14 protein-coding genes are annotated in these 14,214 nt (G+C 71.7%); 7 read left to right on the plus strand and 7 right to left on the minus strand.

Annotation, left to right across the window (positions count from 1 at the left end):
* Positions 1-61: 61 nt before the first annotated feature.
* From N5875_RS14670 to N5875_RS14680, 3 genes are all read right to left on the minus strand, one after another.
* A complete protein-coding gene (locus N5875_RS14670) occupies positions 62-856 on the minus strand; it encodes an enoyl-CoA hydratase-related protein (protein WP_318208877.1) in 795 nt (264 codons plus the stop codon).
* Positions 857-916: 60 nt separating this feature from the next.
* Positions 917-2,059, minus strand: coding sequence for an adenylate/guanylate cyclase domain-containing protein (locus N5875_RS14675; protein WP_318208876.1), 1,143 nt, complete (start codon positions 2,057-2,059; stop codon positions 917-919).
* A 303-nt stretch (positions 2,060-2,362) separates the two neighbouring features.
* A complete protein-coding gene (locus N5875_RS14680) occupies positions 2,363-3,208 on the minus strand; it encodes a biotin--[acetyl-CoA-carboxylase] ligase (RefSeq protein ID WP_338494214.1) in 846 nt (281 codons plus the stop codon).
* Positions 3,209-3,342: 134 nt separating this feature from the next.
* Here N5875_RS14680 and N5875_RS14685 point away from each other — a divergent pair, with 134 nt between their 5' ends.
* Positions 3,343-4,944, plus strand: a complete 1,602-nt coding sequence (locus N5875_RS14685; protein ID WP_318208874.1) for an acyl-CoA carboxylase subunit beta — start codon at positions 3,343-3,345, stop codon at positions 4,942-4,944.
* Positions 4,945-4,970: 26 nt separating this feature from the next.
* Positions 4,971-5,183: an acyl-CoA carboxylase subunit epsilon gene (locus N5875_RS14690; protein ID WP_318208873.1), complete on the plus strand. Its 213-nt coding sequence runs from the start codon at positions 4,971-4,973 to the stop codon at positions 5,181-5,183.
* A gap of 65 nt (positions 5,184-5,248) precedes the next feature.
* On the opposite strand, the gene N5875_RS14695 is transcribed toward N5875_RS14690, so the two are convergent.
* Positions 5,249-6,667, minus strand: a complete 1,419-nt coding sequence (locus tag N5875_RS14695) for an MFS transporter (RefSeq protein ID WP_318208872.1) — start codon at positions 6,665-6,667, stop codon at positions 5,249-5,251.
* 70 nt (positions 6,668-6,737) lie between these two features.
* On the opposite strand from N5875_RS14695, the gene N5875_RS14700 reads away from it, so the two are divergent.
* The 3 genes from N5875_RS14700 (at position 6,738) to N5875_RS14710 (ending at position 8,271) form a co-directional block, all read left to right on the plus strand.
* Complete coding sequence (locus tag N5875_RS14700) at positions 6,738-7,379, plus strand: TetR/AcrR family transcriptional regulator (RefSeq protein WP_338494219.1); 642 nt, start codon at positions 6,738-6,740, stop codon at positions 7,377-7,379.
* Positions 7,380-7,505: 126 nt separating this feature from the next.
* Positions 7,506-7,634 carry a hypothetical protein gene (locus N5875_RS14705; protein ID WP_318208870.1) on the plus strand — a complete coding sequence of 43 codons (129 nt, stop codon included), beginning with the start codon at positions 7,506-7,508 and terminating at the stop codon, positions 7,632-7,634.
* Positions 7,635-7,665: 31 nt separating this feature from the next.
* Positions 7,666-8,271, plus strand: a complete 606-nt coding sequence (locus N5875_RS14710; protein ID WP_318208869.1) for a nucleoside triphosphate pyrophosphatase — start codon at positions 7,666-7,668, stop codon at positions 8,269-8,271.
* Positions 8,272-8,285: 14 nt separating this feature from the next.
* Here the strand turns inward: N5875_RS14710 and N5875_RS14715 are convergent, their stop codons facing one another.
* Positions 8,286-8,729: a hypothetical protein gene (locus tag N5875_RS14715; protein ID WP_318208868.1), complete on the minus strand. Its 444-nt coding sequence runs from the start codon at positions 8,727-8,729 to the stop codon at positions 8,286-8,288.
* Between the two features lie 373 nt (positions 8,730-9,102).
* On the opposite strand from N5875_RS14715, the gene N5875_RS14720 reads away from it, so the two are divergent.
* Both N5875_RS14720 and N5875_RS14725 read left to right on the plus strand, forming a co-directional pair.
* Positions 9,103-10,857 carry a biotin carboxylase N-terminal domain-containing protein gene (locus N5875_RS14720; protein WP_318208867.1) on the plus strand — a complete coding sequence of 585 codons (1,755 nt, stop codon included), beginning with the start codon at positions 9,103-9,105 and terminating at the stop codon, positions 10,855-10,857.
* Between the two features lie 101 nt (positions 10,858-10,958).
* Complete coding sequence (locus tag N5875_RS14725) at positions 10,959-11,504, plus strand: TetR family transcriptional regulator (protein WP_318208866.1); 546 nt, start codon at positions 10,959-10,961, stop codon at positions 11,502-11,504.
* Positions 11,505-11,584: 80 nt separating this feature from the next.
* On the opposite strand, the gene N5875_RS14730 is transcribed toward N5875_RS14725, so the two are convergent.
* A complete protein-coding gene (locus N5875_RS14730) occupies positions 11,585-12,547 on the minus strand; it encodes a DeoR/GlpR family DNA-binding transcription regulator (RefSeq protein ID WP_318208865.1) in 963 nt (320 codons plus the stop codon).
* Between the two features lie 211 nt (positions 12,548-12,758).
* A complete protein-coding gene (locus N5875_RS14735) occupies positions 12,759-14,198 on the minus strand; it encodes an NAD(P)H-quinone dehydrogenase (RefSeq protein ID WP_318208864.1) in 1,440 nt (479 codons plus the stop codon).
* Positions 14,199-14,214 lie beyond the last annotated feature (16 nt).

Genomic DNA, 14,214 nt, shown 5'->3' on the forward strand with positions numbered 1-14,214 from the left:
TTGACCTGTTTTCACCTCTGAGACGTCACCGTAAGTAACATGTGGCGCAAAACGGCAACAACTACTCGCCGGGCCAGTTCGGCTTCCGCTTCTCGTTGAAGGCCGCGACACCCTCCGCGCGGTCCCCCGAGAACGCCACCGAACGCCAGGCCGCGTCCTCGACCTCGAGGCCCGCCCGCAGGTCGAGGCCCTGCCCCAGCCGCATGGCCTTCTTCGCCGCCCGCAGCCCGACCGGCGAGTTGGCCGCGATCCGGCCGGCCAGCTCCAGCGCCGCCGTCCGCGCGTCCTCGCCCAGCAGGTCGACCAGACCCAGCTCGCGGGCCTCCGCCGCCTCCACCCGGCGGGCCGTGAAGACCAGTTCCGCCGCGCGCGCCGCGCCCACCCGGCGCGGCAGCAGCTGCGTACCGCCGCCGCCCGGGATGACGCCCACGGACACCTCGGGGAGACCGACCACGGCGGTCGCGTCGGCCACGATCACGTCGCAGGCGAGCGCCAGCTCGAAGCCGCCGCCGAGGGCGAAGCCGTGCACGGCGGCGACGGTCGGCATGGGCAGCTCCAGGACGCCGGTGTAGGCGGCGCGGGCGGTCGGCCGCTGGCGGACCAGCTCGGCGTCGGTGAAGGTGTTGCGCTCCTTGAGGTCGGCGCCGACGCAGAAGGCCCGGTCGTTCGAGGAGGTCAGCACGGTGACGCGGACGGAGGCGTCGGCGGCGAGCGCCTCACAGGCGGCGCCGAGGGAGCGGGCCATCTCGGAGGAGACGGCGTTCATCGCCTTGGGCCGGTCGAGGACCAGCTCGGCGACGTGCCCGTCCCCGTCCTTCCGGACCACCACGAACTCACCGAAGCGCTGCTCGGACATGACCGCACCCTCCCGATTCAGAGCCTGTTAACGGCTGTTAACAGGCGTTCACCGGAGATCCTAGGTCGGGCGGCGGGTCAGGAGCCAGGGTTCGACGACGCCGAGGCCGCGGACGGGGCGCTGCCACATCGGCTGGAGCGCGAAGCGGTACGTGGTGGCCTTGCGGCCCTCCTTCTCCGCGCGGGCGGCCTCCTCGGCCGCCTCCGTCTCCGAGACGGGCGCCTCACCCGTCCTGGACAGCTCCTCCGCGAGCGCGCCGTCGACGAGGACGGCGTCCTTCGGCGCTATCGAGGTGAGCCGGCTCGCGAGGTTCACGGTCGTGCCGAAGACGTCGCCCATCCGGGTCGTCACGGTGCCGAAGGCGATGCCGACGCGCAGCGCGGGCATCGTCTCGTCGTGGCTGAGGGTCTCGATCAGGCGCAGGGCGATCTCGGCGGCCGTACCGGCGTCGTCGGCGGCGTACAGCACCTCGTCGCCGAGGGTCTTGATGAGCCGGCCGCCGTGCGCGGCGACCAGGTCGGCGCAGGTCGTCTCGAAGGCCTCGACGAGCTCGCCGAGCTCCTCCTCCTCCAGGCGGCGGGTCAGCCGGGTGAAGCCGACCAGGTCGGCGAAGCCGACCGCGAGCCGCCGGTCGACCATCTCCTCGTCGTCGGCGGCCTGCACGAGCACCCGGCCGGTGGCGGCGGCGAGCTGCCGCCGCCAGACGTAGATGAGGAACTCCTCCAGCTCGGGCAGCAGCAGCTCGACCAGCGGATACGTGACCTCGGTGCGGGTCATGCCGGGCTCGGGCGGCTCGGTCAGGCCCTCCAGGAAGGAGTCGATCTGCCATTCGGCGAGCCGGGCGGTGGTCTGTCCGGTGGAACGGGCGACCTGCACGGCCATCGGCTCGCTGAGCAGCCCGGCCTCGACGAGACCGGCCAGCCGGCGCAGCGCGAGGACGTCGGCCTCGGTGAGCGCCTTGGCCTGGCCGATGTCGGCGAAGCCCATGGCGCGCCAGAAGCGGGAGGCGAGTTCCATGGAGACGCCGGCCGTGCGGGCGGCCTGGAAGGGGGTGTAGCGACGGTCCGCGCCGAGGATGAGCTGTTCGAGGCGGATGGCGAGCGGATCGTCGCTCGGCTCGGCCGTGTGGTCGACCTCGTGATGGGGGGTGGGGTACGTGGGAGGCTCGGGCGCGCCGCCCTCGTTCTCGTCGTCGACGGTCACCGGCCGCCTCCTGCCCGTTCCCTGCCCACTTGCCCTGCCGATCTGTCGCCCTGGATCGCGGTCCACGATACGACAGCTGTGGCTTGGCTCACGCCTTAACGGCTGCCGCCTGTGTTCCTGGGGCCTGTCGTACGGGCTCTCCTGTCGTACGGGCCCTCCTGTCGTGCGGGGCCCCTCGGGCGCGCGGGCCCTCGGGGTGAACGGCCACGAGGGCGCCGCGCGCCGGTGGGGTGTGCCCACCCGTCCCGCCCTCCCCCAAGGACTACGTCCAGGGGGACCCCCAGGCGGAACGCATGCCCACACCTACGTCCGGAGGTGGACGATGTCGCCCGCTCCTACCGCTTCCGTGCCGCCGCCCTCCGTGGCGACCACCAGGCGGCCGTCGCCGTCCAGGGCCACCGCTTCGCCCTCCAGCATCCGCTCGCCCGGCAGCTCGGCCCTGACGCGGCGGCCGAGGGTCGCGCAGCCGGCCGCGTAGGCCGCCTGGAGCCCGGACTCGGCGGGGTCGCCGTCGGCCCGTACCCAGTCGCCGTACCACTCGGCGAGGGAGCGCAGGACGGCCCGCAGGAGGGTGTCCCGGTCGGTGGAGACCGCGCCCGCGAGGAGCAGCGAGCCGGCCGCGGGGACGGGCAGTTCGTCCTCGCGGAGGGTGACGTTGATGCCGAGGCCGACGACGATCGCGTCCGCGCCGGCCCGCTCGGCGAGGATGCCGCCGGTCTTGCGTTCCTCGCCCGCCACGGAAACCAGCAGGTCGTTGGGCCACTTGAGGGACATGTCGACCCCGGCGGCCTTCGCGAGGCCGGTCGCCGCGGCGACGCCGGTGAGCAGCGGGAGCCAGCCCCAGCGGTGGACCGGCACTTCCGGCTTGAGGAGGACGGAGACGAAGAGCCCGGAGCGGGCGGGCGCCGTCCAGTCGCGGTCGAGGCGGCCGCGGCCGGAGGTCTGCTCCTCGGCGACGAGCACGGCGCCCTCGGGCAGCTCGTCGGCGCGGGCGGTGAGGTCGCTGTTGGTGGATCCGGTGCTGGTGACCACGTCGAGCGAGGTCCACAGCCCGTCGGGTAGGACGAGTGCGCGGCGCAGTGCGGGGGCGTTCAGTGGGGGCCGGTCGAGGTCGGACCAGGGTCCGCCGGAGCCTTGGGAGGACGTCATGCAAGCCAGACTAGGTGTGGCAAAGACCGCAGTGCCGAACCGTATCGGCGTCGATACGCTACGGCTCAGTAGCTGAGCAGTAGCCCATTCGTAGTCAACGAACCCCCCGTGACCAGGCAGGGAGCCGCATCCCGATGTCCGAGCCGGCAGAGCAGTACGAGATCGACATTCACACGACCGCAGGCAAGATCGCGGACCTCAAGCGCCGTATCGACGAGGCCACCCATGCCGGCTCGGAGCGTGCGGTGGAGAAGCAGCACGCGAAGGGCAAGCTGACCGCGCGCGAACGGATCGCGCTGCTGCTCGACGAGGGCTCGTTCGTCGAGCTGGACGAGCTGGCCCGGCACCGGTCGACCAACTTCGGCCTGGAGAAGAACCGTCCGTACGGAGACGGTGTGGTCACCGGCTACGGCACGGTCGACGGGCGCCCGGTCGCCGTCTTCTCGCAGGACTTCACGGTCTTCGGCGGCGCGCTCGGCGAGACGTACGGCCAGAAGATCATCAAGGTGATGGACTTCGCGCTGAAGACGGGCTGCCCCGTCATCGGCATCAACGACTCCGGCGGCGCCCGTATCCAGGAGGGTGTGAGCGCGCTCGGCATGTACGGCGAGATCTTCCGCCGCAACACCCACGCGTCCGGCGTGATCCCGCAGATCTCGCTGGTCGTCGGCCCGTGCGCGGGCGGCGCGGTCTACTCCCCCGCGATCACCGACTTCACGGTGATGGTGGACCAGACCTCGCACATGTTCATCACGGGTCCCGACGTCATCAAGACGGTGACCGGCGAGGACGTGGGCTTCGAGGAGCTGGGCGGGGCCCGGACGCACAACGCGACCTCGGGCGTGGCGCACCACATGGCGGGGGACGAGAAGGACGCCATCGAGTACGTGAAGTCCCTGCTGTCCTACCTTCCGTCGAACAACCTCTCGGAGCCGCCGACCTTCCCCGAGGTCGCGGACACCGAGGTGTCGGACGAGGACCGCGAGCTGGACACGCTGATCCCGGACTCGGCGAACCAGCCGTACGACATGCACAAGGTCATCGAGCACGTCCTCGACGACGGTGAGTTCCTGGAGACGCAGGCGCTGTTCGCGCCGAACATCCTGACCGGCTTCGGCCGCGTCGAGGGTTTCCCGGTGGGTGTGGTCGCCAACCAGCCGATGCAGTTCGCGGGTTGCCTCGACATCGACGCGTCCGAGAAGGCCGCGCGGTTCGTCCGTACCTGCGACGCCTTCAACATCCCGGTCCTGACCTTCGTGGACGTGCCGGGCTTCCTGCCGGGTGTGGACCAGGAGTACGGCGGCATCATCCGGCGCGGCGCGAAGCTGATCTACGCGTACGCGGAGGCCACGGTCCCGCTGATCACGGTCATCACGCGGAAGGCCTTCGGCGGCGCGTACGACGTCATGGGCTCGAAGCACCTGGGCGCGGACCTGAACCTGGCGTGGCCGACGGCGCAGATCGCGGTGATGGGCGCGCAGGGCGCGGTCAACATCCTGCACCGCAGGACGATCGAGGAGGCAGGGGACGCAGACAAGGCAGCGACGGAGCGGGCGCGGCTGATGCGGGAGTACGAGGACGCCCTGCTCAACCCGTACATCGCGGCCGAGCGCGGTTACATCGACGGTGTGGTCATGCCCGCGGACACGCGCCCGCAGATCGTGAAGGGGCTGCGTCAGCTGCGGACGAAGCGGGAATCCCTGCCTCCGAAGAAGCACGGCAACATCCCGCTGTAACCCGTACGAGCGCTGAAGGAGCCGTTGTGATCAAGGTCGTACGAGGAAACCCGACCCCGGAGGAGTTGGCCGCCGCACTGGCGGTGGTTCAGGCACGGGCCGCGGCGACGGCGGCGGCGTCCGCCGAGAGCGGCGGCCCGGCGGCGCCGGAGGGCTGGTCGGACCCGTCCCGCATCGCGCGGTCGGTGCGTCACCGGCCGGGCCCGCGGGCCTGGGCGCGGTCGTACTGGCCGGTGTAGTCGTCGTATGACGAAAGGCCGGACCCCCTGTGCGGGGTCCGGCCTTTCGCGTACCCGGCCGCCCGTCACGTACGGCGGAGGAAGAGGCCGGCGAGTACGGCTCCGGCGGCGACGATCGCCGCGTTCACGAGGACCGCGAGGCCGATGCCGTCGAGGAGGACGGGCGCGGTGACGACGACGGCGCTCATGATCGGGGTGCCCATGGTGATGCCGATCTGCTGGGTCATCGTCGCGAGCCCGGTCGCCGTGCCCTGCTCGTGGTCGGGGATCCCGGAGGTGGCGGTGACCATGAAGCCGACGATCGCGAGCATGTTGCCGACGCCGCCCGCGAAGGTCGCGGCGAGCAGCAGCCAGAGGCTTCCCGGGCCCTCGCCGAGTCCGTACAGGGCGAGGGTGGCGACGGCCTGGAGGAGGCCGCCGGAGACCAGGGCCGTACGGGCGCCGAAGCGGCCGATGAAGCGGGAGGCGAACACCCCGCCGAGGACGGTGCCGGCGCCGAGGACGCCGAAGGAGAGGCCGGCGGCGAGCGGGGAGAAGTCGAGGACGTCCTGGAGGTAGAGCGTCATCAGGAAGACCAGCGAGGTCTCGGTGACGAAGGCGACGAGCCCGGCGAGGTTGCCCCAGACGACGGTGCGGCGCTTGAGGATGTGGAGCGGTACGAGGGGGGCGGCGGCGCGGCGTTCGACGAGGACGAAGGCGACCAGGAGCGCGGCGCCGGCGGCGAGGGCGGTGAGCGCGGTCGGGTCGGTCCAGCCGTGTTCGCCGCTGACGGTCAGGCCGTAGACGAGGGCGAGGAGTCCGCCGGTGACGGTGATCGCGCCGGGCACGTCGAGCCGGGGGCGGACGGCCGGGCGGCTCTCGGTGAGGACGGCGGGGGCGACGAGGAGGACGGCGAGGGCCACGGGCACGTTGACGAGGAACGCCCAGCGCCAGGAGAGCAGGTCGGTGAGGACGCCGCCGAGGATCGCGCCGGTGGTGAAGCCGGCGGACATGAGGGCGCCGTTGAGTCCGAGCGCGCGGGCGCGCAGCGGGCCCTCGGGGAAGGAGGCGGTGAGCAGGGAGAGGCCGGCGGGGGTGACGGCGGCGGTGGCGAGGCCCTGGGCGACGCGGGCGGCCATCAGCAGCTCGGGGCCGGTGGCGAGGCCGCCGACGAGGGAGGAGACGCCGAGGAGCGCCATGCCGCCGAGGAAGAGCCGGCGGCGGCCGACGAGGTCGGCGACGCGCCCGAAGAGCAGGGTGAAGCCGGCCGCCGCGAGGGCGAAGGCGGTGGCGATCCACTGGAGGCCGCCGAGGCTGAAGCCGAGTCCCTGACCGATGACGGGCAGGGCGACGTTCAGGATCGAGAAGTCGACGGCGAGCATGAACTGGGCGAGGAGGAGGACGACGAGGACGAGCCGCATCCGTCCGGTCATACGGGCGTCCGTCGGCCCTTGGGTCTGGTCCACGGGCTGTTCGGCGGGCTTGGGGTGATCCAGGGCAACCATGCGTACGACCCCTTAATGGGAGACTGGTTCCGTTAAGATGTCCCGTACCGTAGCAGAGTCGATGGCGTTAATGGAACAGGAGACCCATTTGACTGAGAGCCAGCCGGCCTCGCCCGGCACCCTGCGCCCCGGCGGCCGCACCGCGAAGGTCCGCAGGGCCGTCCTCGACGCCACCCAGGACGCGCTCGCCGACACCGGCTTCCACACCCTGAACATGGACCGGATCGCCGCGACAGCGGGCGTCGGCAAGACCACCGTCTACCGCCGCTGGGGCTCCCCCGTCGGCCTGGTCACCGACCTCCTGCACGACATGGCCGAGCAGTCCCTGCCCGCCTCCGACACCGGCAGCCTCGCGGGCGACCTGCGGGCCAACGCCGAACTCGTCCGCGCCACCCTCACCGACGCGCGGATGGGCGCCGTCTTCCGCGCCGTCATCGCGGCGGCCGCCTGCGACGAGGACTGCGCCCGCGCGCTCGCCGACTTCTACCGGACCCGGCTCGGCGAGTGGGCGCCCGTCGTCGCCAAGGGCGCGGCCCGCGGCGAGATCCCCGCGGAGACGGACCCGACCGAGCTGCTCCGAGCCGTCTCCGCGCCGCTCTACTACCGCTTCACCGTCACCCGCGAGGAGGTCGGCGCGGACGTGGCGGAACGGGCGGTCACGGCGGCGCTCGCGGCGGCACGGGACGGGGTGTTCATCCGGACGCGGCCCTGAGGCGATCGTCCGTCCGTCCGTTCGTCCGTTCGTCGGTTCGTTCGTCCGCGAATAGTCCCCCGGCACCGGGGCGCCTGAGTATCCGTACTCAGGCGCCCCGCCCGCCCCACCTTCAGGATCGGAGGCATGCTGTGGTCCGACCCCGAGAACGAGCCGCCGAAGTTTCTCCGCGAGACGCAGGAGATGCTCCGTCGCGCCGGCATCGTGCTCGGAGTCGCGATGGTGGTCTTAATGTTCGTGGTCGGCGCGCGCTGAGGACCGGCCCCGCGCTCGATACGCTGCCCCCATGACTGCTGATCCGCGCCGTGTCGTGCTCGCCTCCGCCTCGCCCGCCCGCCTCAACCTGCTCCGGCAGGCCGGGCTCTCCCCCGAGGTGATCGTGAGCGGCGTCGACGAGGACAAGATGCACGCCCCGACACCGGCCGAGCTCGCGCTCGCCCTCGCGGAGGCGAAGGCCGCCCATGTCGCCGCCCGCCCCGAGGCGTTCGGCGCCCTGGTCATCGGCTGCGACTCGGTCCTGGAGCTCGACAAGCAGGCCCTCGGCAAGCCGGCGGACGCCGAGGAGGCCACCGCACGCTGGAAGGCGATGCGCGGCCGGGTCGGCATCCTCCAGACCGGCCACTGCGTGTACGACACGACCGCCAAGCGCTACGAGTCGGCGACGGCCTCCACCGTGGTCCGCTTCGGCGAGCCGACGGACGCCGAGATCGCGGCGTACGTGGCGAGCGGCGAACCGCTGCACGTGGCAGGGGCGTTCACCCTGGACGGGCGCTCGGCGCCGTTCATCGACGGCATCGACGGCGACCCCGGCAATGTGATCGGCCTGTCGCTGCCGCTGCTGCGCACGCTGCTCGGGAAGCTGGGCGTGCAGATCACCGACCTCTGGACCTGAGGGTCCGGGAGGGGTTACGCGGGTGCCGGCGCCCCCTCGCGGGGCTCGGCACCCTTCTCGTGCTCCTTCTCCTTGCCGTACGCCACGAGAGTGAGCACGATCAGGCCGAGTACGAGCATCATGAAGGCGAACGCGCCCCAGCCGATCAGGCCGACGGTGACCGCGCCGAGGATGCCGTGCACGACCGCGCAGCCGATGAGCAGACCCCGGCCGGCCCGGCCCGGCCGGCGGTCGCGCATGCCCGCGACGAGGGCGACGAGGCCGCACAGGGCGAGGGCGACGCCGGAGACGATGCCGAGCACCCAGGTGCCGAGGTACATCGCGTCGGGGTCCATGCCGTCGAGGGACATCGTCTGGACCTTGACGAAGCGTGCCATCACGGCGTTGATCGCGACGATCCCGGGCGCTTCGAGGAACAGCACCGCCGCCGTCACGAGAGCTATCGGTCTGCGGGCCACCTCGGCCACCCCCTGGATACGACTGTTACCGACAGTACGAACGACAGCGCGAAGGCTACTGGCCGGTAAACCCCTGGACAAGAGTGTGCGCACGACCGGCGGCGGCGCACGGCAGGGCAAAGAATCGTTGGGCCATTCGTAGGGACTCGACAAAGAAACCCGAATGGCGACTGGCCGCACGAACAGAGACCTGCGCCACACCTCGGAGCTACTGTGCCGTAAAGGAACCCTGCGTACCGTGGTGCGACAAGGGAATTCACGACCCGAGCAGGCCCGGGGTCACGCTCCGTGTGGGCAAGCTCACCACTGGGGACGGGTCGAAAGGCCGTGTCGGCAGTCCCTAAACTCAGCTTGTTTCAAGGAGGGAGCCATCGTGCGCAAGGTGCTCATCGCCAACCGTGGCGAAATCGCTGTCCGTGTGGCCCGGGCGTGCCGGGACGCGGGTATCGGCAGCGTGGCCGTGTACGCCGAGCCGGACCGGGATGCCCTGCATGTCCGGGCGGCTGACGAGGCGTTCGCTCTGGGCGGTGACACTCCGGCGACCAGTTATCTGGACATGGCGAAGGTGTTGCAGGCCGCGAAGGACTCGGGTGCGGACGCGGTCCACCCCGGCTACGGGTTCCTCTCCGAGAACGCGGAGTTCGCGCAGGCCGTCCTCGACGCCGGTCTGACCTGGATCGGCCCGCCGCCGCAGGCGATCCGCGACCTGGGCGACAAGGTGGCGGCGCGTCACATCGCGCAGCGCGCCGGTGCCCCGCTCGTCGCCGGTACGCCCGACCCGGTCTCCGGCGCCGACGAGGTCGTCGCGTTCGCCGAGCAGCACGGGCTGCCGATCGCGATCAAGGCCGCCTTCGGCGGTGGCGGTCGCGGTCTGAAGGTGGCGCGGACGCTGGAAGAGGTCCCCGAGCTGTACGACTCCGCCGTGCGCGAGGCCGTCGCCGCGTTCGGCCGGGGCGAGTGCTTCGTGGAGCGCTACCTGGACAAGCCGCGGCACGTGGAGACGCAGTGCCTGGCCGACTCCCACGGCAACGTGGTCGTGGTCTCCACGCGTGACTGCTCGCTCCAGCGCCGCCACCAGAAGCTCGTCGAGGAGGCCCCCGCGCCGTTCCTCACCGAGGCGCAGAACGCGGAGCTGTACGCGGCGTCGAAGGCGATCCTGAAGGAGGCCGGCTACGTCGGCGCCGGCACGGTCGAGTTCCTCGTCGGCACGGACGGCACGATCTCCTTCCTGGAGGTCAACACCCGTCTGCAGGTCGAGCACCCGGTCACCGAAGAGGTCACCGGCATCGACCTCGTCCGCGAGATGTTCCGGATCGCCGACGGCGAGGAGCTCGGTTACGGCGACCCGGAGATCCGGGGTCACTCGTTCGAGTTCCGTATCAACGGAGAGGACCCGGGCCGCGGCTTCCTGCCCGCCCCCGGCACCGTCACCCTCTTCGCCCCGCCGACCGGCCCCGGTGTCCGCCTGGACGCGGGCGTGGAGTCCGGCAGCGTCATCGGCCCGGCCTGGGACTCGCTCCTGGCCAAGCTGATCGTCACCGGCGCCAGCCGCGAGCAGGCCCTCCAGCGTGCCGCGCGTGCGCTCGCCGAGTTCAAGGTGGAGGGCATGGCCACGGCCATCCCGTTCCACCAGGCGGTCGTCACCGACCCGGCGTTCACCGCCGACCCGTTCCGGGTCCACACCCGCTGGATCGAGACCGAGTTCGTCAACGAGATCAAGCCGTTCGCCCCGGCCGGCGCCGACGCCGACGAGGACGAGTCCGGCCGCGAGACGATCGTGGTCGAGGTCGGCGGCAAGCGTCTCGAGGTCTCGCTGCCCTCCTCGCTCGGCATGACGCTGGCCCGCACGGGTCTCGCGGCCGGTGCGAAGCCGAAGCGCCGCGCGGCCAAGAAGTCCGGTCCGGCCGCTTCCGGTGACACCCTCGCCTCCCCGATGCAGGGCACGATCGTGAAGATCGCGGTCGAGGAGGGCCAGGAGGTCAAGGAGGGCGATCTGATCGTCGTCCTGGAGGCCATGAAGATGGAGCAGCCGCTCAACGCGCACCGCTCCGGCACCGTCAAGGGTCTGACCGCCGAGGTCGGCGCGTCGATCACCTCCGGCGCCGCGATCTGCGACATCAAGGACTGACGCAGGCACCGGGACCGGCCAACGGTCACCGAGTACGGTACGAAGGGCCCGCAGGCAGCCGCCTGCGGGCCCTTCGTCGAGGGGAGGGCGATCCACCAGCCATGCGAGCCGACGCACGACGCAACCACGAGCGGCTGCTCACCGAAGCCCGCGCCACCTTCGCCGAACAGGGGGCCGACGCACCCCTCGAGGAGATCGCGCGCCGCGCGGGCGTGGGCATCGGCACCCTCTACCGCCACTTCCCCACCCGGGCCGAGCTGCTCAGCTCCGTCTTCCAGGAGGCCCTGGCGGAGCTTCTGCACCGCTCGGGAGAGCTGGCCGAGGCCGAGGAGCCGTGCCGGGCGCTCGTGGAGTGGCTGCGGGCGCTGATCGCCCACGCGGGCGAGTACCGGGGGCTCGCGCACGCGCTGATGTCCGCCTCGTACGACCGGAGTTCGGCGCTCGCCCAGTGCAGCGAGCCGCTGCGCGCGGCGGGTGAGCGGCTGCTCGGGCGCGCCAGGGAGGCGGGTCAGGTGCGCGCCGACGTGTCGATCGGCGACCTGATGCAGCTGACCAACGCGATCGCGCTGGCGGCGGAACAGTGCCCGGAGGACGCGGAGTTGGCGGACCGCCTGCTCGCGCTGACGCTTCGGGGCATCAAGGACTGAGGGGACGACGGCCGGACAGGCCCTGGGGAAGGGAAGGTTCGGCGGCGGAGCGCGGGACCCCTGGGGGAGGGTCCCCCGGCTCAGCGGCGCCGCATGTCCGCGACCCGCGCCGTGCGCTCCAGCGTCTCGGCGGCCATCCCTCCGCCCGGTCCCCGGAACTGACCCGCCGCCATCCGGCCGCGCTGCACCGGGAGCGGCATGTCACGGCGGGGCCGGGGGCCCGGGGGGACCTGGTCACCGCCCGGGGGGCCGCCGGCGGCGCCCGTACCGGCGACGGCGATCTGCACGCCCTGGTCGGCGAGGGCCTGGAGTTCGGTGGCGGCCCGGTCGTCGTGGGCGGGCGGCTCGTCGGTCACCAGGCGGGTGATGACGTCCGTGGGCACCGTCTGGAACATGGTGTCGGAGCCGAGCTTGGTGTGGTCGGCGAGGACCACGACCTCGGCCGCCGCCTGGACCAGCGCCCGGTCCACGCTCGCGGAGAGCATGTTGGACGTGGAGAGGCCGCGCTCGGCGGTGAGTCCGCTCCCGGAGAGGAAGGCGCGGGAGACCCGGAGCCCCTGGAGGGACTGCTCGGCGCCGCTGCCCACCAGGGCGTAGTTGGAGCCGCGCAGGGTGCCGCCGGTCATGACGACCTCGACCCGGTTGGCGTGGGCGAGGGCCTGGGCGACCAGGAGCGAGTTGGTGACCACGGTCAGACCGGGCACGCGGGCGAGCCGGCGGGCCAGCTCCTGCGTGGTCGTCCCGGCGCCGACGACGATGGCCTCGCCTTCTTCGACGAGGCTCGCGGCGACGTCGGCGATGGCCGTCTTCTCCGCGGTCGCGAGATGGGATTTCTGCGGGAAGCCGGATTCTCGCGTGAATCCGCCCGGCAACACCGCACCGCCGTGCCGGCGGTCGAGGAGTCCTTCTGCCTCAAGGGCCCGTACGTCTCTCCGTACGGTCACTTCAGAGGTCTGGACGACGCGGGCGAGCTCGCGGAGCGACACGGCCCCATTGGCTCGCACCATTTCGAGGATCAACTGGCGACGTTCTGCAGCGAACACGAAACTGACAGTAACGTGACCGGCCGATACTTTTCAGCACTATGCGCCGAATTGCAGAAGATGCACACAGACGGGGCCTCCAAGTGGTATAGGAGACCCCGTCGTTGATCCCTCGCGCGCCAGGGCTATGCCCCGCCTTGCCGGGGGTTGTCCGAGTCGGCGAACCGTTCCCGCAGGCGGGAGCCGCGCAGCGGAGGCGTCCGGAGGACTGTTACGCCTCGCCCGCGGACTTCCGGGTGTGCAACTGCCGTGCCACTTCCGCGATCGAACCCGACAGGGAGGGGTACACGGTGAAAGCATTTGCGATCTGTTCGACCGTCAGATTGTTGTCGACCGCGATCGAGATCGGATGGATCAGTTCGCTCGCCTTCGGCGCGACGACACAGCCGCCGACCACGATGCCGGTGCCCGGACGGCAGAAGATCTTGACGAAGCCGTCCCGGATGCCCTGCATCTTCGCGCGCGGGTTGCGCAGCAGCGGCAGCTTGACGACCTTGGCGTCGATCTTGCCCGCGTCCACGTCGGCCTGCGTGTAGCCGACGGTGGCGATCTCGGGGTCGGTGAAGACGTTCGACGAGACCGTCTTCAGGTTGAGCGGGGCCACCGCGTCGCCGAGGAAGTGGTACATCGCGATGCGGCCCTGCATCGCGGCCACCGAGGCGAGCGCGAACACACCGGTCACGTCGCCGGCGGCGTACACCCCGGGAGCGGTCGTACGGGAGACCTTGTCGGTCCAGATGTGACCGGAGTCCTTCAGCTTGACCCCCGCCTCCTCCAGACCCATTCCGGCCGAGTTCGGGATCGCGCCGACCGCCATCAGACAGTGCGTGCCGGAGATGACCCGGCCGTCGGCGAGGGTGACCTCGACCCGGTCGCCGACCCGCTTGGCGGACTCGGCGCGGGAGCGGGCCATGACGTTCATGCCGCGGCGGCGGAACACGTCCTCCAGGACGGCGGCGGCGTCCGGGTCCTCGCCGGGCAGCACGCGGTCGCGGGAGGAGACCAGGGTGACCCGGGAGCCGAGGGCCTGGTAGGCACCGGCGAACTCGGCACCCGTCACACCGGAACCGACCACGATGAGCTCCTCCGGGAGCTCCTTGAGGTCGTAGACCTGCGTCCAGTTCAGGATGCGCTCGCCGTCCGGCTTGGCGTCCGGCACCTCGCGCGGGTGGCCGCCGGTCGCGATGAGCACGGCGTCCGCGGTCAGCGTCTCCTCCGTGCCGTCGGCGGCCGTGACGATCACCTGGCGGGAGCCGTCCATCGCCTGCCGGCCGGAGAGCCGGCCGCGGCCGCGCAGCACCCGGGCGCCGGCCCGGGTGACGGAGGCGGTGATGTCGTGCGACTGGGCGAGCGCGAGGCGCTTCACCCGTCGGTTGACCTTGCCGAGGTCCACGCCCACGACCCGGGCGGCCTGCTCCACGTGCGGGGTGTCGTCCGCGACGATGATGCCCAGCTCCTCGTACGAGGAGTCGAAGGTCGTCATCACCTCGGCGGTGGCGATCAGGGTCTTGGAGGGGACGCAGTCGGTCAGGACGGACGCGCCGCCGAGGCCGTCGGTGTCGACGACGGTCACCTCCGCGCCGAGTTGGGCGCCCACCAGGGCCGCCTCGTATCCGCCGGGTCCGCCGCCGATGATCACGATCCGGGTCACTGGGATCTACGCCTCG

Origin of the sequence: Streptomyces sp. SJL17-4 (assembly GCF_036826855.1) — a bacterium.
Classification (GTDB): Bacteria; Actinomycetota; Actinomycetes; order Streptomycetales; family Streptomycetaceae; genus Streptomyces.

What these genes read in the sequence shown, in the direction of transcription:
- N5875_RS14710 (WP_318208869.1), top strand. Translation starts at nt 7,666, where the DNA reads ATGACTGCTGATCCGCGCCGTGTCGTGCTCGCCTCCGCCTCGCCCGCC.
- N5875_RS14695 (WP_318208872.1), bottom strand. Translation starts at nt 6,667, where the DNA reads ATGGTTGCCCTGGATCACCCCAAGCCCGCCGAACAGCCCGTGGACCAG.
- N5875_RS14725 (WP_318208866.1), top strand. Translation starts at nt 10,959, where the DNA reads ATGCGAGCCGACGCACGACGCAACCACGAGCGGCTGCTCACCGAAGCC.
- N5875_RS14670 (WP_318208877.1), bottom strand. Translation starts at nt 856, where the DNA reads ATGTCCGAGCAGCGCTTCGGTGAGTTCGTGGTGGTCCGGAAGGACGGG.
- N5875_RS14680 (WP_338494214.1), bottom strand. Translation starts at nt 3,208, where the DNA reads ATGACGTCCTCCCAAGGCTCCGGCGGACCCTGGTCCGACCTCGACCGG.
- N5875_RS14685 (WP_318208874.1), top strand. Translation starts at nt 3,343, where the DNA reads ATGTCCGAGCCGGCAGAGCAGTACGAGATCGACATTCACACGACCGCA.
- N5875_RS14705 (WP_318208870.1), top strand. Translation starts at nt 7,506, where the DNA reads ATGCTGTGGTCCGACCCCGAGAACGAGCCGCCGAAGTTTCTCCGCGAG.
- N5875_RS14700 (WP_338494219.1), top strand. Translation starts at nt 6,738, where the DNA reads ATGGAACAGGAGACCCATTTGACTGAGAGCCAGCCGGCCTCGCCCGGC.